Below are 17,119 nucleotides of genomic sequence, written 5' to 3'. Positions count from 1 at the left end.
GCTCAGGGCCGTGCCCCCGTTTCGTCGGGTGGCACGGCCCTGAGCCGTATGGGGACCGTCAGTTCTGGATGACCATCGTGCCCGCGGCCTTGTCGTGCCAGCCCTGCTGGCGGCCGGACTTGTCCCAGAACGGGGACAGGAAGACGACCAGCTCGCCGATGCCGCAGGCGAAGCTGCCGACCACCGGGATGACCCAGCGGATGATCGACGAGCCCAGGCCCGGCTTCTGGCCCGTGTCGGCCTTCACCACGCGGACGCCGACGGCCATCTTGCCCAGGGTCGCGCCGATCAGACCGATCATCAGCCACTCGTAGAGCAGGCTGCAGATCGTCAGGGCGCCGATGACCGCGCCGGCCGCGGCCACCACGTGACTGGCCGCGTCGTTCACGCAGGACTGGTAGTCGGCGGCGTTCGGGTCGCAGTCGCTGATGGCGCTGATCGAGCCGGCGACACCCGCCAGGGAGAGCACGAAGTAGACGACGCTGACGATCAGCACGTCGATCAGGCGGGCGCCCAGGCGCCGGCCCATCGAGGCTATGCGCGGGGCGCCGGGCATGCCGGGGCCGCCCGGGTAGCCGGGCTGCTGGGGGAAGCCGTAGCCGGGCTGGCCGCCCTGCGGATAGCCGTAGCCCTGCTGCGGGGGCTGCTGGGGATAGCCGTAACCGGGCTGGCCCTGCTGGGCGTTCTGGGGCTGCCCGTAGGGGTTGTTCGGATCGCCGAAGCTCATGGCGAGATTCCTCCGTGTGCACTGTCTCAGCTGGGGACGATGCGGGTTGCGCGGAGGAACGTCGTTGCTTGAGCGGTTTTCCCCCCGAACATGAACCGCGGTACTGCGCCGTTCATGTTCGTGGGGGTGATCACTTTTTGTCCAGTTGGAATCCTCATGTGTTGTGTAAGCGAAACATCAATTTCGTTTGGCAAGCGATGGCGACCGAATGTGTTCGCTTGCTTTTCTCGGGCTCTTCTCGGAAGCGCCGGCTCTTCTCAGTGGCGCGGGCGCGCGAACCAGGCCGTTCCGCCGGGGGCCATCGGGGCAGCCGTGATGACCACGCCGAAACCGACCCACAGCAGCGCGTAGAGGACCGCCGCGGCCGGTCCGCTGTCGAGAGCGAAGATCAGGAAGACGAAGCCGACGAGCGTGCCGAGCGCGCCGTAGACCACCGTGGTCACGCGGATGCCCTGGCCGCCCAGTGTGATGGACAGGGCGGCGAAGCCGAGGCTGACGAGTCCGATGAACACCAGTACCGCGGCCACCGCGTGACGGGCGTCGTCGACCGACTTCAGCGGGACCACGGAGGTGGCGTCGTCCGTCATATCGCTGACGAAGGCCCCGACGTAGATCCAGGCCAGACCGGCCAGTATCTGTGGCGCGGAGATGATGAAACAGGAAGACGCGGGCCGTCATGAGCAGCCCGGGCATCGACGGCGCGGGCGTCATCGCGCCGCCCGGGTAGCCGTAGCCGGCGTACGGCTGTTGCTGGGGATATCCGTAGGTGTAGCCGGGAGCGGTCGGGGGCTACTGGGGTGGCGGGGGCGGCTGTCCATACGGATACGGGTTGTTCGGGTCGCCGAAACTCATGGCGTCTCTCCTCCGTCTGCCTCGTACGAGTGCGGGGACGGCGTGCGGCACCGACGGGAGGAAAGCCCTGTTCATCAAGCGGATGGTGCGGATGGTACGGACGCGCTGCGTTCCCCCGGTACTGCACGCGGCACTGTGTCCCCATGGTTCTGGAGGCGGCTGATTGGAATCGGGGCCCGGTCATCCGCGAGGATGGGGTCATGACCGCCCAGATTCTCGATGGCAAGGCCACCGCAGCCGCGATCAAGTCCGATCTGACCGCCCGCGTGGCGGCGCTGAAGGAGAAGGGCGTCACGCCCGGCCTCGGCACGATCCTGGTCGGGGACGACCCCGGCAGCCAGAAGTACGTCGCCGGAAAGCACCGGGACTGCGCGCAGGTGGGCATCGCCTCCATCCAGCGCGAACTGCCCGCCACCGCAACGCAGGAGGAGATCGAGGCGGTCGTCCGGGAACTCAACGAGGACCCGGCCTGCACCGGCTACATCGTCCAACTCCCGCTCCCCAAGGGCATCGACGAGAACCGCATCCTGGAACTCATGGACCCGGACAAGGACGCCGACGGCCTGCACCCGATGAACCTCGGCCGCCTCGTCCTCAACGAGCCCGCCCCGCTGCCCTGCACGCCGAACGGTGTGCTGACCCTGCTGCGCCGCTACGGCGTGGAGATCAAGGGCGCCGAGGTCGTGGTCGTCGGACGGGGTGTCACCATCGGCCGCCCGATGCCCCTCCTGCTCACCCGGCGCAGCGAGAACGCGACGGTGACCCAGTGCCACACCGGCACCCGTGACCTCTCCTCCCACCTCAAGCGCGCCGACATCATCGTCGCCGCCGCCGGTTCCGCCCACCTGATCCGGCCCGAGGACGTGAAGCCGGGCGCCGCCGTCCTCGACGTCGGGGTCTCCCGGAACGCCGACGGCAAGATCGTGGGCGACGTCCACCCGGGCGTCGCCGAGGTCGCCGGCTTCATCTCCCCGAACCCCGGCGGAGTCGGCCCGATGACCCGCGCCCAGCTGCTCGTCAACGTGGTCGAGGCGGCGGAGCGCAGTGTCGCCTGACAGCAGGGAACCGGCGAGCAAAGGGGCGGACGCCGTGGACGACATCGAGGTGACGGACCCCGTCAGCGCCCCCGACGCCGACGGCGTCCCGCGCCGCACCACCCGCCGCTTCCCCCTCTTCACCCGGGACACCGCCCGCCCCGAGGGCGGCGGCCGGGCCGCGTCCGGCGCCGCCCCGGCCCCGGCCCGCCAGTGGCCGATCCTCGCGGTGCTCGGCACGGTCGGCCTCGGCCTCCTGCTGACCGCCTTCGACGTCTTCCGCTACGGCACCCTGCTCATCGGCGCCGCCCTGCTGGCCGGCGCCGTCCTGCGCTGGGTGCTGCCGGACGTCGGCATGCTCGCCGTCCGCTCCCGCTTCACCGACGTCCTCACCTACTGCGTGCTCGGCCTCGCGATCGTCCTGCTGGCGATGATGGCGCAGCCCAAGCCGTGGCTGGTGATCCCGTTCCTCAAGGACACGCTGCACTACACGGTCAACACCAGCTGACAGCCGGTCGGTTCACGACACACGACGGCGGCCCGTCCCCTCCCCCGAGCAGGGACGCGCCGCCGTCTGTGTTTCAGCGTGCCGCGCCATGAGCGGGCTGTTCAACGGCTGTCAGCGCGCTGTGGCACGGAGGTGACCGTTTCGCTACGCGCTCCGCACTCCGCCGCGACGAGGGAACCGTTCCCCTTCCGGTGTCGTCATTTCGCTCGGAACGGGCAAGTGGGGCGGGCTGGCGAGCGGGCGGGCGGTGGGGGAGCGATGAGCGGCTGGCAGCCGCTGCCGGACGATCTGCCGGCGGAGGTACGGCACTTCGTGGAGCAGCTGCGCCTCCTCAAGGACCGCACCGGACTGAGCCTGGTGGCGCTCGGCGCGCGCACCGCGTACAGCAAGTCCTCCTGGCACCGCTATCTCAACGCAGGCCAGCCCCCGCCCCGGCAGGCCGTGCTCGCCCTGTGCCGGATCGCGGGTGCCGATCCCGAACGCATCGGTGTGCGCTGGGAGTTGGCGGTCCAGGCCTGGCCCCGACCGGTCGCCGTCCCGGAGCGGGCGGCGGGCGGGGACGAGTACCGGGACGATCCGACCCTGCCCTGGTGGGACACACCGCCCGAGAAGGGGGATCGCGGGCCCGGTGGGCGGCTGCTCCGGTACGCGCTGGTGCTGTTGTTTCTGATGCTTCTCATGGCCGTCGCGGGAGCCGTCGTGCTCGGGTGAACGTCGGTATGTGTCCGGTGTGTCGATGTATTGACAAGTTTGCGGATTTGCAACGAACTCGACCAACAACCGCGTTAGCGTGGGCAATTCAGGGCAGAGGGGGGAAAGCAATGCCTCGTTGGAGGGCCTTGCCGGATGAACTCGATCCGCAGGTCAAGGAGTTCGCGAGCCAGTTGCGGCGGCTCGTGGACCGCAGCGGCCTGAGCGTGGCGGCGGTGGCCGACCGCACGGGCTACAGCAAGACGTCCTGGGACCGCTATCTCAACGGCCGGCTCCTCGCGCCGAAGGGTGCGATCGTCGCCCTCGCGGAGGTCACCGGCACCCATCCCGTCCATCTGACCACGATGTGGGAGCTGGCCGAGCGGGCCTGGAGCCGTTCGGAGATGCGGCACGACATGACCATGGAGGCGATGCGGATCTCCCAGGCGCGCGCCGCGCTCGGCGAGTTCGGGGCGCCTCCGGCCAACGCGCAGAGCGGCAAGGCCCCGAGCGGCAAGGCCGAGGGCGGGAAAGCCGACGGCGGCAAGACGGCCCGCAAGGGCGGCAGTGTCACCGCGACCCCGGGGGTCGCGGACCCGGCGGGAGTGTCCCCGACGGTGCCGCCGCAGCCGGCGGCACCCGAGCCCGACGTACGGGAAGGTGCCTCGCAGGTCGGCAACTCGTGGGGGGTGGCCGGGTACGCGGGGCCCACGTCCGGGCCCGGGCAGTCCGGTGGCGCGGCTGTGCGGCCGGGGGCCGGGCGGGTGCCGGAGACTCCGGTGCCGCACGGCGAACTGCCGCGGGCGCCCCGGCCGGGGCCGCCGGACGGACTGGCCGGTGCCAGGCGGCGGTTGCTGATGTTCGGCGCCGGGGTCGTGGGGGTGCTGGTCGTGATCGCGGCCGTGTTCCTGTTCACCCGCCACGGCGGCGGGGACGGGAAGGCGACCGCCACGCACACCTCGGCCTCGCCGTCCGTCAGCACGAACCCCGACCTGCCGGCCGGAGTGAAGTGCGCGGGCGCGGGCTGCACCGGCAAGGACGCCGAGGCGATGGGCTGCACCACGGACGCGGGCGCGGCGACGACCGCCAAGACCGCGACCGTCGGCACGACCGTCGTCGAGGTTCGCTACAGCAAGACCTGCGGCGCCGCCTGGGGCCGGATCACCGCGGGTGTCCCGGGGGACTCCGTGCGGGTGAGCGCGGGGACCGTCAAGGAGAGCGACAGCATCACGGCGGCCGGTGACAACATCGCCTACACCCCGATGGTCGCGGTGACGGACGCGGGCGAGGCGAAGGCCTGCGTGACGCTCGCGTCCGGGCAGAAGGGGTGCACGACCTAGGGCACACAGGGCGCGTATGTGGGGATTCGGTGAACGTGGGGAATGGTCGCCCAGGATCGGGGCAGGCGGTCATCACCCCCACGGGAGTCCGGACCCCCGGTACCCCCCACGGCGGTCGTCCGGTATTCCTCTCCCGAGCCGGACGGCCGCCTTTTCCGTGTCCTGGGGCGGGTGCTGACGGCCGCCTTGTCGTACCCCGGGCCCGACGCTGTGGGGCGGGCCACACGGACCCGGCAGTACGCGATCCCGGATGCGCGATAGCCTGACCGGTGGATCTCTTGACGCCAAGAGATCGATCATTTGTACGTCCCGCACCCCGGGGCAGTGCCGCCCCACCGCCAGCTGTCATACGGAGAACGCCATGACCCGCACTCCCGTGAACGTCACCGTCACCGGCGCGGCCGGCCAGATCGGTTACGCCCTGCTCTTCCGCATCGCCTCCGGCCAGCTGCTCGGCGCGGACGTGCCGGTCCGGCTGCGTCTCCTGGAGATCACCCCGGCGCTCAAGGCCGCCGAGGGCACCGCGATGGAGCTCGACGACTCCGCGTTCCCGCTGCTCCAGGGCATCGACATCACGGACGACCCGAACGTCGCCTTCGACGGCACCAACGTCGCCCTCCTCGTCGGCGCCCGCCCCCGCACCAAGGGCATGGAGCGCGGCGACCTGCTCTCCGCCAACGGCGGCATCTTCAAGCCGCAGGGCAAGGCCATCAACGACAACGCCGCGGACGACATCAAGGTCCTCGTCGTCGGCAACCCGGCCAACACCAACGCGCTCATCGCGCAGGCCGCCGCCCCGGACGTACCGGCCGACCGCTTCACCGCGATGACCCGCCTCGACCACAACCGCGCGCTGACCCAGCTCGCGAAGAAGACGGGCACCACGGTCGCCGACATCAAGCGCCTGACCATCTGGGGCAACCACTCCGCCACCCAGTACCCCGACATCTTCCACGCCACGGTCGCCGGCAAGAACGCCGCCGAGACCGTGAACGACGAGAAGTGGCTGGCCGAGGAGTTCATCCCGACCGTCGCCAAGCGCGGCGCCGCGATCATCGAGGCCCGCGGCGCGTCCTCGGCGGCCTCCGCCGCGAACGCCGCCATCGACCACGTCCACACGTGGGTCAACGGCACGGCGGACGGCGACTGGACCTCCATGGGCATCCCCTCGGACGGCTCCTACGGCGTCCCGGAGGGCCTCATCTCCTCCTTCCCGGTCACCACCAAGGACGGCGTCTACGAGATCGTCCAGGGCCTGGACATCAACGAGTTCTCCCGCGCCCGCATCGACGCGTCGGTGAAGGAGCTGGAGGAGGAGCGCGACGCGGTCCGCGCCCTCGGCCTCATCTGAGCCACCCCGAGGGGCCGTTCGCCACGGCTCTGTCACGGGCTTGCACGGGCCCTGTTCCGGTTCTCCACCGGAGCGGGGCCCGTTCCCTTTTCCGCCGCTAACTTCTGAAGCAGTACGTGGTGCGGTGATTCGGGGGGTTCGTGATGAGCGGTTGGGACGACTTCGGGGCGCGACGCGGGCCGAGCGAGGAGAGCGGCCAGGCGGTCTGGTCGGCGTGGTCGACGGCGGAGACGCAGACCTCACTGACCCCGCCGCCGTGGGTGTCGCCGCCGGTTCCCGTCCCGGCTCGGGTTCCCGCTCCCCACCGTCGGGTCCGGTGGGTGGTCCTCGCGGTCGTCGCCGCGGTCGTGCTGGGCGCGGGCGCCGGCGGCGGCTTCTGGTACGTCACTCAGGACCGCACCGCCGCTCACGACCAGGCGACCGCGGCCCGGTCCGCCTACCGCACCACCCAGGACCCCACCGGCTACACCGTCGAGATCCCCCGGGACTGGACCCGCGCCCAACGGCAGGGCGCCAAGGCCCCGGTGATCTCCTACGGCTCCCCGGACGGCACCCGCCGCCTGCAGATCTTCCGCGTCTCCGAGCACTCCCCGGCCGCGTCCCTGGACCTCGCCGAGCGCGCCCCCGGCTACGGCTTCGCCCGACAGCCCGGCTACCGGGTCCTCGGCCGCGCCTCGGGCCCCACCTGGGCCGAACTCACCTACCGCTACGACGACTTGGACCACGGCGCCCGCCGGGTGATCGACCACCGCTTCGCGGCGGCGGACGGCTCGCTCTACGCGATCCACGTCAGCGGCCCGGAGTCCGTGGCGCCCGCCCTGATCAGGGACCCGCTCAACGAGGCGGTGGCCTCCTTCTGTCCGGCGGGAGCGAACTGCTGACCGGTGGCAGAGCTACTCCAGCCCCCGCTTCCCCGGCGCCCAGAACGGCTTGGTGAGGACGGACCGCCGGTCCCAGCCCAACTCCCGTACGAGCACCTGCCGTACGGCCTGCACGGTCCGGGCCTCGCCGGCGACGTAGGCGATCCCACCCGGCTCGGGGGCGAGGCGCTGCACCGCGTCCGGGAGTGAAGTCCCGCCCCTGGTCAGCCAGTCGAGGCGGTCGGAGTGGGCGAGTGGCAGCCGGTCCGCGGCCGATTCCGTCTCCACGGCACCGGAGATCCGCGCTCCCTCGGGCAGTGCGGCGAGCATCGCGCCGAAGGCGACGGAGGCCGTCTCCTCGCCGACGAAGACATGGTGGGCGGCGTCGGGCCGGAGGGTGAAGGTGCCCTCGGGCCTGCGCAGCCGCACCTGCTCGCCGACGCCGACGCTCCTCCCCCAGCGGGCCCCGGGCCCTCCCTCGGAGTGGTCCAGCACGCACAACTCGACGGCGCCGGACGGGTCCTGGCGCCACACCGAGTAGGTGCGCAGGGTCAGGCCGCCGACCAGGACACGCACCTGCTGGCCGGGGTGGACGTCGAGCCCGGCGAGGGCGTCGCCCTCGACGCGCAGTCGGCGCATCCGGGCGGTGATCGGTTCGGCCGCGGTGACGGTGGCGCGGAGGGTGAGCAGATCGAGGACGGGGTTCAGGAGGGCGGTGGGCACGGGGGCTCCTCAACTGGGCGGTGTGTGAGGCGAGTTGACGTTCAGGCGCGACGCGATAGTACGCGTTTCCCGCCGGACGCGATAGTACGTGTGGTGGGCCGCTCGCGGTGTCCGAGGACCACGACTGCCGTCGCCACGAGGACGATCAGGGCCACCGTGCGCAGCGCCGGGCCCATGCCGTCGGCGAGGTCCGGGTGGGCGGCCAGGATCGTGCCGGTGACCGCGACGCCGAGGGCCGCGCCGAGTTCGCGGGCCGAGGTGCCCAGGCCGGAGCCGAGGCCTGTCCGGTGCGGCGGCAGCGAGGTGACGACACCGACCGTGAGCGCGGGCATCGACAGCCCGGTGCCCGCCGAGATCACCAGCAGCCAGCAGGCGTACGTCCAGTAGGGCGTGCCCGCGTCGGCGGTGGACGCGCCGAGCAGGCCCAGGCCGATGAGGGCGAGACCGCTGCCGATGACGGGACGCGGGCGGTGCGACCAGCGGACGGCGAGTTTCGGGACGAGGGCCATGCCGATCGTCAGCGGCACGATCGCGACACCGGTGACGGCGGCGCCGTAGCCCTTGATTCCTTGCAGGTACTGGGAGTTGACGTAGAAGAGGGAGAACAGGCCGAAGAAGCCGGTGGCTGTGCCGAGGGTGGCCGCGCGGAGGGTGGGGGAGGTGAAGACGCGCGGGTCGAGGAGTGGGGTGCGGGAGCGCAGGGCGTGGCGGGTGAAGGCCGAGACGAGTACGGCGCCTGCCGTGAAGGCCGTGATGATGCGCGGGGAGGTCCAGCCGTAGGTCGGGCCCTCGATGATGCCGAAGAGGACGGCGACCAGGCCGGTGGTGAGGAGGAGCGTGCCGGTGGGGTCGAGGTTGCTGTGCGCCGCGCGTTCCGTGCGGGGGGTGGTGAGGGAGACCGCGAGGGCCAGCAGCGCGGCCAGCGGCACCATCGCCCCGAACAGGGCACGCCAGGACAGGAATTGACCGACCAGGCCGCCGCCGAGGTTCCCGGCGAGACCGCCGAGGCCGAGTGCGAGCGTCCAACTGCCCATGGCGCGGGCCCGGTTCTCCGGGGCGGAGAGGTGGACGAGGATCGACATCGTCGCCGGGGTGATCAGCGCCGCGCCCGCGCCGGACAGCCCGCGGCCCGCGATCAGTGTCGCCGGGTTCTGGGCGAGCGCGCTGGTGGCGGCGCCCGCCGCGAACAGGGCGAGGCCGGCGAGCAGGGCGCCCTTGCGGCCGTGCCGGTCGCCGAGCGCGCCGGCCGGGATGAGGAGTCCCGCGAACACGATGACGTACGCGTCGACCGTCCACAGGAGTTCGGTGTGCGAGGGGTGCAGGGATGACGAACTCAGCTGCGGGATCAGGAGGTTGATGGCGGCGACCATGCTCTGCGCGACCAGGACGCAGGCGCAGAGGGTCAGCAGGGTGGACCGTTTCAGGGCGTGGGAAGGCACGGCTCCTCCAGGGAGTCCGGGTGTGGTGTGGGGTGCCCTGTCACCGTAGGGTCGGCCGTGGACTGCTTTCCAGTGCAACCTTTGCAAGGGGTGAGTGCGTGTGACGCAATCCGTGGCTTCCGGCGGTCCGGGGAGCCTGGACCTCAATCTGCTGGTCGCGTTGGACGTGCTGCTTGAGGAACAGAGCGTGCAGGGCGCCGCCCGGCGGCTGCATCTCTCCGAACCCGCCATGAGCCGCACCCTGGGCCGGATCCGCAAGGCGCTCGGCGATCCCGTGCTGGTCAGGGCCGGACGGCGGATGGTGCCCACCCCGCACGCGCTGGCGGTACGGGCGGAGGTGAGCGCGGTGGTGGAGCGGGCACGGGCACTGTTCGCACCGGGGTGGGACACCGACCTCAGGGCCGTCAGCCGGACGTTCACGATCATCGGACACGACGCGCTCGCCGCCCTCTACGGTGCCCGGCTGTTCGCGCGGGCCGCCGCGGAGGCGCCGGGCATCCGGATCCGCTTCCTCGCCGAGAGCCATGTCGACGCGCCCGTCCTGCGGCAGGGGACCGCCGACCTGGAGGTCGGTGTCGTGGACGCGACGGCACCCGAGGTGCACCACGAACTCCTCCACGAGGACCGGATGGTCGGCGTCGTCCGGGCCGGACACCCGCTGCTGGAGGGGGAGTTGACGCCCGAGCGGTTCGCGGGCGAGGCCGACCACCTGATCGTCTCGCGGCGCGGCAAGCTGCACGGTCCCGTCGACGCCGCGCTCGCCGAACTCGGCCTGGAACGCCGGGTGGTGGGCACCGTCGGCACCTTCCCCGCCTCACTGTTCGTGCTGCGCGACACCGACCTGATCGGTCTGATCAGCCACTGGACCGTGCCGCTGGCCGCCACGCTGGGCCTCGTCACCTTCGACGTACCGCTGCGACTCCCCGCCCTGAAGCTGGGGCTGGCCTGGCATCCACGGCATGACGCCGACCCGGCGCACGCGTGGTTGCGGGCCTGCGTGCGGGAGTTGCTGGGGGAGGTGGGTCAGCGGGCGCCGGACAGCCGCTTCTCGAACCAGTGGGACGCGTAGACATGGTCCACATAGGCCGGGATCTTCGCGTACCCGCACGCCCGGTACATCGCCTGCGCCTCCGTGAGCGTCGCGTGCGTGTCGAGTCGTACGACGGCGAAGTCGTGTGCCACGGCGGCGAGTTCGAGTGCGGCCAGGATGCGGCGGGCGAGGCCCAGGCGGCGGGCGTCGGGGTGCACCCAGACGTGCCGGATCTCGCCGACCCCGGGCTCCAGCGTGCGCAGCGCCCCACAGCCGATCGGCCGCCCTTCCTCGTACGCGACGAAGAACGCGCCCGCCTCCCCGGTGACCTCCTCCGGCCGTACGAGATCGGTCTTGTCGAAGCCCTCGGGGAAGCGGGCGTCGATGTCGGCGGCGTAGGCGTCGAGGCAGCCGCGGGCGTCCTCGGCGGCGCCGTCGACCAGCGTGATCGTGATGCCGGCCAGCCGGAGGAGGCGTCGGGTGGTGGCCAACGCCCAGGTCAGCTCCGCGCGTTGGGGTGCGGAGAGGGTGCCGAGGAGACCGGCGGCGAGCGCGTCGGCGCGGCGGTGCTGCTCCTTGACCTCGACACGGCCGGCCGGGGTCAGCTCGATCAGGCGCAGCCGGGTGTCGTGCGCGGGCACGGTCAGCCGGACCAGGCCCTGCGCCTCCAGGGACTTCGCCATCCGGCTCAAGTAGCCCGCGTCCAGGGCGAGTCGGCCGCGCAGCTCCCGCAGGGAGACGCCGTCACCGATCTCGAAGAGCAGCCGTGCCTCGCCGAGCGGGCGGTCCTGGCCGAGGTAGTGGTCGTCGAGGGCGCCGATACGGCGGGTGAAGTAGCGGTTGAAGCGACGGAAGGCGGCGATGTCGTCGGGCGACGCCGATTCCGTTGCGCTGTCCATGATGGGCTCCATATTTCTTTGACTTTAGTCAAAGGAGTTGTCGGAGTCCATGGTGGTGCGGCTTTTGTGCCCTTGTTCAGTGACCCGGCCCACTTCCGGCCATGGATCGCGCATGCATTCGGACGTTCCGGGCAGGCGCTCGCGGTCCCCGAGCGCGACAGTGGGGTGACGCCGGGGCGCTGAACAGGAACGGAAGGCACTGCCGATCATGGCCGACACGACGGAACAGCAGGCGGGCAGGACCATTCACGTGGGCGGGGAGTGGCTGGACGCCCTCTCCGGAGCCACCCGCGAGATCATCGACCCCGCGGACGCGCTGCCCTTCGCCGTGGTCGCGGAGGGCGACGAGAAGGACACCGACACAGCCGTCGCCGCCGCCCGCGCCGCCTTCGACGGCGGTGAGGGCGCCTGGCCGCGCACACCCGTCGCCGAGCGCGCCGCCCTGCTCCGCCGCGTCGCCGACCTGCTGGTGCGCGACCGTGAACGGCTCGGCCTGCTGGAGAGCCGGGACGCGGGCAAGACCGTCGAGGAGGGCCGGATCGACATCGACTGTGTCGCCGACGCCTTCCGCTACTTCGCCGACCTCGTCGCCGCCGAGGCCCCCGGCCGGGTCGTCGACGCGGGCACCACCGACGTCCACAGCGTCGTCGTGCACGAGCCGGTCGGTGTCTGCGCGCTGATCACCCCCTGGAACTACCCGCTCCTCCAGGCGAGTTGGAAGATCGCGCCCGCCCTCGCGGCCGGCAACACCTTCGTCGTCAAGCCCAGCGAGATCACCCCGCTCACGACGATCGCCCTCATCGACCTGCTCGTCGAGGCCGGGCTCCCGGCCGGTGTCGCCAACATCGTCACCGGACCCGGCCGCTCGGTCGGCGCCCGCCTCGCCGAGCACCCCGACGTCGACCTCGTCTCCTTCACCGGCGGCCTGGCCAGCGGCACCAAGGTGGCACAGGCCGCTGCCGTGACCGTCAAGAAGGTCGCCCTCGAACTCGGCGGCAAGAACCCCAACATCGTCTTCGCCGACGCCTGCGCCACCGAGGAGGGCTTCGACACCGCCGTCGACCAGGCCCTCAACGCGGCCTTCATCCACAGCGGCCAGGTCTGTTCGGCGGGCGCGCGGCTCATCGTCGAGGAGACCGTCCGGGAACGCTTCGTCGCCGAACTCGCCCGCCGCGCCGCGAAGATCCGTATCGGCCGGGGCACCGAGGACGGCGCCGAGTGCGGCCCGCTCGTCTCCGAGCAGCAGCGCGCGAAGACCGAGTCGTACGTCGCCGGTGCCCTCGCCGAGGGCGCGGTGCTCCGCTCCGGCGGCAGGCGCCCCGAGCCCTCCGCGACCCGCCCCGCCACCGGCTACTTCTACGAGCCGACCGTCCTCGACCAGTGCCACCGCGAGATGACCGTCGTACGCGAGGAGGTCTTCGGACCGGTCCTCACCGTCGAGACCTTCCGCACCGAGGACGAGGCGGTCGCGCTCGCCAACGACACCGAGTTCGGTCTCGCCGGCGCCGTCTGGACCGCCGACGCGGGCCGCGCCCGCCGCGTCGCCGGACGGCTGCGGCACGGCACCGTCTGGATCAACGACTTCCACCCCTATCTCCCGCAGGCGGAGTGGGGCGGCTTCGGAAAGAGCGGTGTGGGGCGGGAGTTGGGCCCCGCCGGACTCGCCGAGTACCGCGAGGCCAAGCACGTCTACCAGAACCTGGCGCCGAGGCCGGTGCGCTGGTTCGCGGGCTGAGGTCACTGCCCCAGTCGGTTCACCGCCTCGGTCGGTTCACCGTCTCCTGTGGCTCGCCGCGCTTCAGCTCGGCGGCCATTCCCTGGAGGGCGCGTGCCGCCCACCGCTGGAGCCCCGGCCCGAACGTGATGCGGGTGGCCCCGAGTTCACCGAGTTCGGTGGGGGAGGGGCCCTCGCCGTCCGGCCGCGCGAACACGTTGAGCGGCCCCTGGATGCCGGAGCGCAGCAGCGGCAGTACGGCCGTCGGAGCACTGATCGGATAGACGCAGTCCGCACCCGCGGCGACATACAACGCGGCCCGCTCGATGGCCCGTTCGGGACTGCCGTCGCCGTGCAGGAAGGTGTCGACGCGTGCGTTGACGAACAACCCGTCCGCCGCCACCGCCCGCACCTCGGCGAGCCAGTCCGCGTGCTGCCGTGGGTCCTTGAGGACACCCCCGTTGGAGTCCTCAAGGTTGCACCCCACGGCCCCCGCCTCCAGAAGCCGTTCCACCAGCTCCTTCGGCGCGAGTCCATAGCCGCCCTCGACGTCCGCCGACACCGGCACGTCCACGGCCCGGGCGATCCGCGCGACCGCCGCGAACATCTCGTCCGCCGGGGTCGCCCCGTCCTCATACCCCAGCGAGGCGGCGACCCCGGCACTGGGTGTGGCGAGCGCCGGGAACCCGGCGTCCACGAACACCCGCGCGCTGGCCGCGTCCCAGGGCCCCGGGAGCACCAGCGGATCCCCGGGAAGCCGCACCCGGTGCAGCCTCCGGAACACCTCGACTCCGCTCACGGCCGGCAACCCCCGGGCTCGACACGGCGGTTGACCATCACGCGGTTCCGGCGGCCGTCCAACAGCCGTGTCCGCACAGTCACTTGTGCTGTCCCACCTTGTAGTGCCCCGGCACCATCCGCGTGCTCACGCCGAACCGGTTCCACGCGTTGATCACCGTGATCGCGGCGATCAGCTGGGTCAGCTCGGCCTCCTCGAACTGCTCCGCGGCCCGGTCGTACACCTCGTCCGGCACAAAGCCGTCCGTGATGACCGTGATCGCCTCGGTCAGCTCGATCGCCGCGAGCTCCTTCTCGGTGTAGAAGTGCCGCGACTCCTCCCACGCCCCGAGCTGGATGATCCGCTCCACACTCTCGCCCGCCGCGAGCGCGTCCTTGGTGTGCATGTCGAGGCAGAACGCGCAGTGGTTCAGCTGCGAGGCGCGGATCTTCACCAGCTCAAGCAGTGCCGGGTCCAGCCCCCGACGGGCCGCCGCGTCGAGGCGGACCATCGCCTTGTAGACCTCGGGGGCGTGCTCGGCCCAGTTGAGACGGGGGCTGTGTTCGGGGGCGTAAGGAGCCTGCTGTGCTGTGGTCATGTCTTGACCCTAGAAGCCAGGCAGCCCAGGAGTATGGTCCATTTCCATGGCGAAATCATGGGCCACTTTCGGCGTCGACCTCCACCTCGAACCGACCGGCACCAGCACCGGTACGGGCACCGGCACCGGCCTCCGCCGAGGCCTGACGGACGCGCTGCGCGACGCCGTCCGCACCGGCCGCCTCGCCCCCGGCACCCGGCTGCCCTCCTCCCGCTCCCTCGCCGCCGACCTGGGCGTGGCCCGCAACACGGTCGCCGACGCCTACGCCGACCTGGTCGCCGAGGGCTGGCTCACCGCCCGCCAGGGCTCCGGCACCCGCGTCGCCGACCGCGCGGTCGTCCCGCCCACCGACACCACCCCACCCCGCCGCCTCCACACCCGCCCCGTCTACGACCTCGTCCCCGGCACCCCCGACCTCGCCTCCTTCCCCCGCACCGAGTGGCTCAAGGCCGCCCGCCGCGCCTTCACCTCCGCCCCGTACCAGGCCCTCGGCTACGGCGACCCCCGCGGCCGCATCGAACTGCGCACCGCCCTCGCCGCCTACCTCGCCCGAGCCCGCGGCGTCCGCGCCGACCCCGAGCACATCGTGATCAGCGCAGGCATCTCCAACGGCCTGCGGCTGATCGGCGCGGCACTACGGGCCCGCGGCGCCCACACGATCGCGGTGGAGTCCTACGGCCTGCCCGCGCACTGGCAGCTCCTCGACGGGGCCGGTCTGCGCACCCGCCCGCTCCCCTTCGACGAACGGGGCACGGACCCGGGGCAGTTGACGGACGAGCCGGCCGTCCTGGTCACCCCCGCCCACCAGTTCCCCATGGGCGTCCCGCTCCGCCACGAGCGCCGCTCCGCCGTCGTCGACTGGGCCCGGCGCACCGGCGGCCTGGTCCTGGAGGACGACTACGACGGCGAGTTCCGCTACGACCGCCAGCCGATCGGCGCCCTCCAGGGCCTCGACCCCGACCACGTCGTCTACCTCGGCACCGCCAGCAAGTCCCTCGCCCCCGGCCTCCGCCTGGCCTGGCTGATCCTGCCCCCGTCACTCGCGGAGGAGGTGTCGAAGGCGAAGGGCGCCGTCGACACCTGCGGGGTCCTGGACCAGCTGACCCTCGCCGAGTTCATCACCTCCGGCGCCCACGACCGCCACGTCCGCGCCGCCCGCCTGCGCTACCGCCGCCGCCGCGACAACCTCGTCGAGGCCCTCGCCCAGCAAGCCCCCGACGTCCATGTCACCGGCATCGCGGCCGGCTTCCACGCCGTCCTCAGCCTCCCACCCGGCACCGAACAGTCCGTGGTCCAGGCCGCCGCCTGGCAGGGCCTCGCGCTCCACCCCCTCTCCTCCTACCGCCACGACCAGGCCCAGGCCGCCCCCCTGGACGCCCTGGTGGTGGGCTACGGCACCCCGTCGGACCACGCGTGGGCGGGAGCGGTGGAGGCGCTGTGCAGGGTGCTGCCGTGAGGGGCCCAGCCCTAAGGGACGGTCACACCGACTCATCCGCACGATCAACCGCCTCGCCGTCGGAGGCCGAGGCCGGTGCCTCACCGAACCGCGCCAACGCCAACGCGCCCACCACCGCCACCAGAAACCCCAACACCGCCAGCCACTCCAGCCCCTCCCGCGTACGGTCCCCGAGCCACACCACCCCCACCGCCGCCGGCCCGAGCGTCTCCCCGATCACCAACCCCGCCGTGGCCGTGGTCACCGACCCCCGCTGCAACGCCGTCGTCAGCAACAGGAATGCCGCGCCCCCGCCCACCAGCAGCGCGTACGTCGCCGGATTGGCGACCAGTGCCGACGGCGAGAGCGAGTCGATCAGCCGGACCGCCACCTCGACGACCCCGAACCCGAACCCGGCGCCCAGGCCGAGCGTCAACGCCCGCCCCCGCTCCGGCAGTCGCCCACCGACCAGCCCGAGCAGCAGCACCGCACCGGCCGTCCCCACCATCGCCCACTTCAGCGCCATGGAACCGGCCCGGTCCCCCTCCGCCCCGGACGCCAGCCCGAGCATCGCGAGCCCCGCGCACACCACACCGACGGCCGCCCACTCCACCCCGCTGAGCCGGACCTTCAGCAGCCGCGCGGCCACCACCGCCGTCACCGCGAGGCTCGACGCCAGGGCCGCCCCGACCGCGTAGATGGGCAGCGACCGCAGCGCCGCGATCTGGAACACGAACCCCAGCCCGTCCAGCGCGAGCCCCGCCATGTACCGCCACTGCCGCAGCGCCCGCAGCAGCAGCGCCGCGTCCCCGCCCCCACCCGTCGTCGCCTCCCGCGTGGCGACCGCCTGCAGGACCGTCGCCGTACCGAAGCAGATCGCCGCGCCGAGCGCGCACACCATTCCAAAGAGCACAAAGGGACTCTAGGGGAGGGGAGATCGCCAAGGACCCCCGCGTAGGGACTCTCACCGAACTCCAGATGCTGGACGCACGAGCCGCCCCGTCCGGCCCGCCCGGTAGGCTGACCGGCGGGCCGTGACTGGCGCGCTGGGATGGGACCGACCATCGGGGAGCGGCCCGAGCTGCAATGTGTGCCGTGCGCCTGGGCCGTACCGTGAACGCCGAACGCCACGTCCGGAGGT

Annotated in this window: 17 protein-coding genes and 1 riboswitch; of the genes, 9 read left to right on the top strand and 8 right to left on the bottom strand. The window is 72.2% G+C overall.

The window, feature by feature from the left end; translation table 11 throughout:
* Positions 1 to 58: 58 nt before the first annotated feature.
* Positions 59 to 727 (bottom strand): RDD family protein, encoded by a 669-nt coding sequence (locus ACIBJH_RS03055; protein WP_399115087.1) that lies wholly within the window; start codon positions 725 to 727, stop codon positions 59 to 61.
* A gap of 257 nt (positions 728 to 984) precedes the next feature.
* Complete coding sequence (locus ACIBJH_RS03050; RefSeq protein ID WP_399115086.1) at positions 985 to 1,314, bottom strand: hypothetical protein; 330 nt, start codon at positions 1,312 to 1,314, stop codon at positions 985 to 987.
* A 465-nt stretch (positions 1,315 to 1,779) separates the two neighbouring features.
* Between ACIBJH_RS03050 and ACIBJH_RS03045 the strand changes: the two genes are divergently transcribed.
* The 6 genes from ACIBJH_RS03045 (at position 1,780) to ACIBJH_RS03020 (ending at position 7,383) form a co-directional block, all read left to right on the top strand.
* Positions 1,780 to 2,634 carry a bifunctional methylenetetrahydrofolate dehydrogenase/methenyltetrahydrofolate cyclohydrolase gene (locus tag ACIBJH_RS03045; protein WP_262056135.1) on the top strand — a complete coding sequence of 285 codons (855 nt, stop codon included), beginning with the start codon at positions 1,780 to 1,782 and terminating at the stop codon, positions 2,632 to 2,634.
* A gap of 34 nt (positions 2,635 to 2,668) precedes the next feature.
* Entirely contained in the window at positions 2,669 to 3,121 is a 453-nt protein-coding gene (locus tag ACIBJH_RS03040; protein ID WP_399115085.1) for a DUF3017 domain-containing protein, read from the top strand.
* Between the two features lie 258 nt (positions 3,122 to 3,379).
* The gene (locus ACIBJH_RS03035) at positions 3,380 to 3,832 is read left to right on the top strand and encodes a helix-turn-helix domain-containing protein (RefSeq protein ID WP_399115084.1); all 453 of its coding nucleotides are present in this window, start codon (positions 3,380 to 3,382) and stop codon (positions 3,830 to 3,832) included.
* A 128-nt stretch (positions 3,833 to 3,960) separates the two neighbouring features.
* Complete coding sequence (locus ACIBJH_RS03030) at positions 3,961 to 5,151, top strand: helix-turn-helix domain-containing protein (RefSeq protein WP_399115083.1); 1,191 nt, start codon at positions 3,961 to 3,963, stop codon at positions 5,149 to 5,151.
* A gap of 361 nt (positions 5,152 to 5,512) precedes the next feature.
* Positions 5,513 to 6,502, top strand: coding sequence for a malate dehydrogenase (locus ACIBJH_RS03025; protein WP_399115082.1), 990 nt, complete (start codon positions 5,513 to 5,515; stop codon positions 6,500 to 6,502).
* Positions 6,503 to 6,645: 143 nt separating this feature from the next.
* Positions 6,646 to 7,383 (top strand): hypothetical protein, encoded by a 738-nt coding sequence (locus ACIBJH_RS03020; protein WP_399115081.1) that lies wholly within the window; start codon positions 6,646 to 6,648, stop codon positions 7,381 to 7,383.
* Positions 7,384 to 7,395: 12 nt separating this feature from the next.
* On the opposite strand, the gene ACIBJH_RS03015 is transcribed toward ACIBJH_RS03020, so the two are convergent.
* Both ACIBJH_RS03015 and ACIBJH_RS03010 read right to left on the bottom strand, forming a co-directional pair.
* A complete protein-coding gene (locus ACIBJH_RS03015) occupies positions 7,396 to 8,085 on the bottom strand; it encodes a siderophore-interacting protein (protein WP_399115080.1) in 690 nt (229 codons plus the stop codon).
* Between the two features lie 41 nt (positions 8,086 to 8,126).
* Positions 8,127 to 9,524: an MFS transporter gene (locus tag ACIBJH_RS03010; RefSeq protein ID WP_399115079.1), complete on the bottom strand. Its 1,398-nt coding sequence runs from the start codon at positions 9,522 to 9,524 to the stop codon at positions 8,127 to 8,129.
* A 94-nt stretch (positions 9,525 to 9,618) separates the two neighbouring features.
* Between ACIBJH_RS03010 and ACIBJH_RS03005 the strand changes: the two genes are divergently transcribed.
* The gene (locus ACIBJH_RS03005) at positions 9,619 to 10,593 is read left to right on the top strand and encodes a LysR family transcriptional regulator (protein WP_399115078.1); all 975 of its coding nucleotides are present in this window, start codon (positions 9,619 to 9,621) and stop codon (positions 10,591 to 10,593) included.
* Here ACIBJH_RS03005 and ACIBJH_RS03000 read toward each other — a convergent pair.
* Positions 10,548 to 11,453: a GNAT family N-acetyltransferase gene (locus ACIBJH_RS03000; protein WP_399115077.1), complete on the bottom strand. Its 906-nt coding sequence runs from the start codon at positions 11,451 to 11,453 to the stop codon at positions 10,548 to 10,550. The two genes, ACIBJH_RS03005 and ACIBJH_RS03000, sit on opposite strands and share 46 nt — an antisense overlap.
* Before the next feature lie 208 nt (positions 11,454 to 11,661).
* Here ACIBJH_RS03000 and ACIBJH_RS02995 point away from each other — a divergent pair, with 208 nt between their 5' ends.
* Positions 11,662 to 13,188, top strand: a complete 1,527-nt coding sequence (locus tag ACIBJH_RS02995) for an aldehyde dehydrogenase family protein (protein WP_399115076.1) — start codon at positions 11,662 to 11,664, stop codon at positions 13,186 to 13,188.
* Positions 13,189 to 13,207: 19 nt separating this feature from the next.
* Here ACIBJH_RS02995 and ACIBJH_RS02990 read toward each other — a convergent pair whose 3' ends face one another.
* Entirely contained in the window at positions 13,208 to 13,966 is a 759-nt protein-coding gene (locus ACIBJH_RS02990; RefSeq protein ID WP_399115075.1) for an isocitrate lyase/phosphoenolpyruvate mutase family protein, read from the bottom strand.
* A 79-nt stretch (positions 13,967 to 14,045) separates the two neighbouring features.
* Positions 14,046 to 14,543, bottom strand: coding sequence for a carboxymuconolactone decarboxylase family protein (locus ACIBJH_RS02985; RefSeq protein WP_399115074.1), 498 nt, complete (start codon positions 14,541 to 14,543; stop codon positions 14,046 to 14,048).
* A 46-nt stretch (positions 14,544 to 14,589) separates the two neighbouring features.
* Between ACIBJH_RS02985 and ACIBJH_RS02980 the strand changes: the two genes are divergently transcribed.
* The gene (locus tag ACIBJH_RS02980; RefSeq protein ID WP_399115073.1) at positions 14,590 to 15,999 is read left to right on the top strand and encodes a PLP-dependent aminotransferase family protein; all 1,410 of its coding nucleotides are present in this window, start codon (positions 14,590 to 14,592) and stop codon (positions 15,997 to 15,999) included.
* A 22-nt stretch (positions 16,000 to 16,021) separates the two neighbouring features.
* Here the strand turns inward: ACIBJH_RS02980 and ACIBJH_RS02975 are convergent, their stop codons facing one another.
* Positions 16,022 to 16,879, bottom strand: coding sequence for a hypothetical protein (locus ACIBJH_RS02975; protein WP_399115588.1), 858 nt, complete (start codon positions 16,877 to 16,879; stop codon positions 16,022 to 16,024).
* 123 nt (positions 16,880 to 17,002) lie between these two features.
* Positions 17,003 to 17,092, top strand: a riboswitch (ZMP/ZTP riboswitch).
* The last annotated feature ends 27 nt before the right edge of the window (positions 17,093 to 17,119 follow it).

Source organism: Streptomyces sp. NPDC050548 (assembly GCF_044457385.1).
Classification (GTDB): domain Bacteria; phylum Actinomycetota; class Actinomycetes; order Streptomycetales; family Streptomycetaceae; genus Streptomyces.
Note: the sequence above shows the minus strand (reverse complement) of the source record. Positions and strands in the feature narration are given on the sequence as shown.

Coding starts and splice junctions, on each gene's coding strand:
- ACIBJH_RS03055 (WP_399115087.1), bottom strand. CDS start 727: ATGAGCTTCGGCGATCCGAACAACCCCTACGGGCAGCCCCAGAACGCC.
- ACIBJH_RS03050 (WP_399115086.1), bottom strand. CDS start 1,314: ATGACGGACGACGCCACCTCCGTGGTCCCGCTGAAGTCGGTCGACGAC.
- ACIBJH_RS03045 (WP_262056135.1), top strand. CDS start 1,780: ATGACCGCCCAGATTCTCGATGGCAAGGCCACCGCAGCCGCGATCAAG.
- ACIBJH_RS03035 (WP_399115084.1), top strand. CDS start 3,380: ATGAGCGGCTGGCAGCCGCTGCCGGACGATCTGCCGGCGGAGGTACGG.
- ACIBJH_RS03025 (WP_399115082.1), top strand. CDS start 5,513: ATGACCCGCACTCCCGTGAACGTCACCGTCACCGGCGCGGCCGGCCAG.
- ACIBJH_RS03020 (WP_399115081.1), top strand. CDS start 6,646: ATGAGCGGTTGGGACGACTTCGGGGCGCGACGCGGGCCGAGCGAGGAG.
- ACIBJH_RS03000 (WP_399115077.1), bottom strand. CDS start 11,453: ATGGACAGCGCAACGGAATCGGCGTCGCCCGACGACATCGCCGCCTTC.
- ACIBJH_RS02995 (WP_399115076.1), top strand. CDS start 11,662: ATGGCCGACACGACGGAACAGCAGGCGGGCAGGACCATTCACGTGGGC.
- ACIBJH_RS02985 (WP_399115074.1), bottom strand. CDS start 14,543: ATGACCACAGCACAGCAGGCTCCTTACGCCCCCGAACACAGCCCCCGT.
- ACIBJH_RS02980 (WP_399115073.1), top strand. CDS start 14,590: ATGGCGAAATCATGGGCCACTTTCGGCGTCGACCTCCACCTCGAACCG.
- ACIBJH_RS02975 (WP_399115588.1), bottom strand. CDS start 16,879: ATGGTGTGCGCGCTCGGCGCGGCGATCTGCTTCGGTACGGCGACGGTC.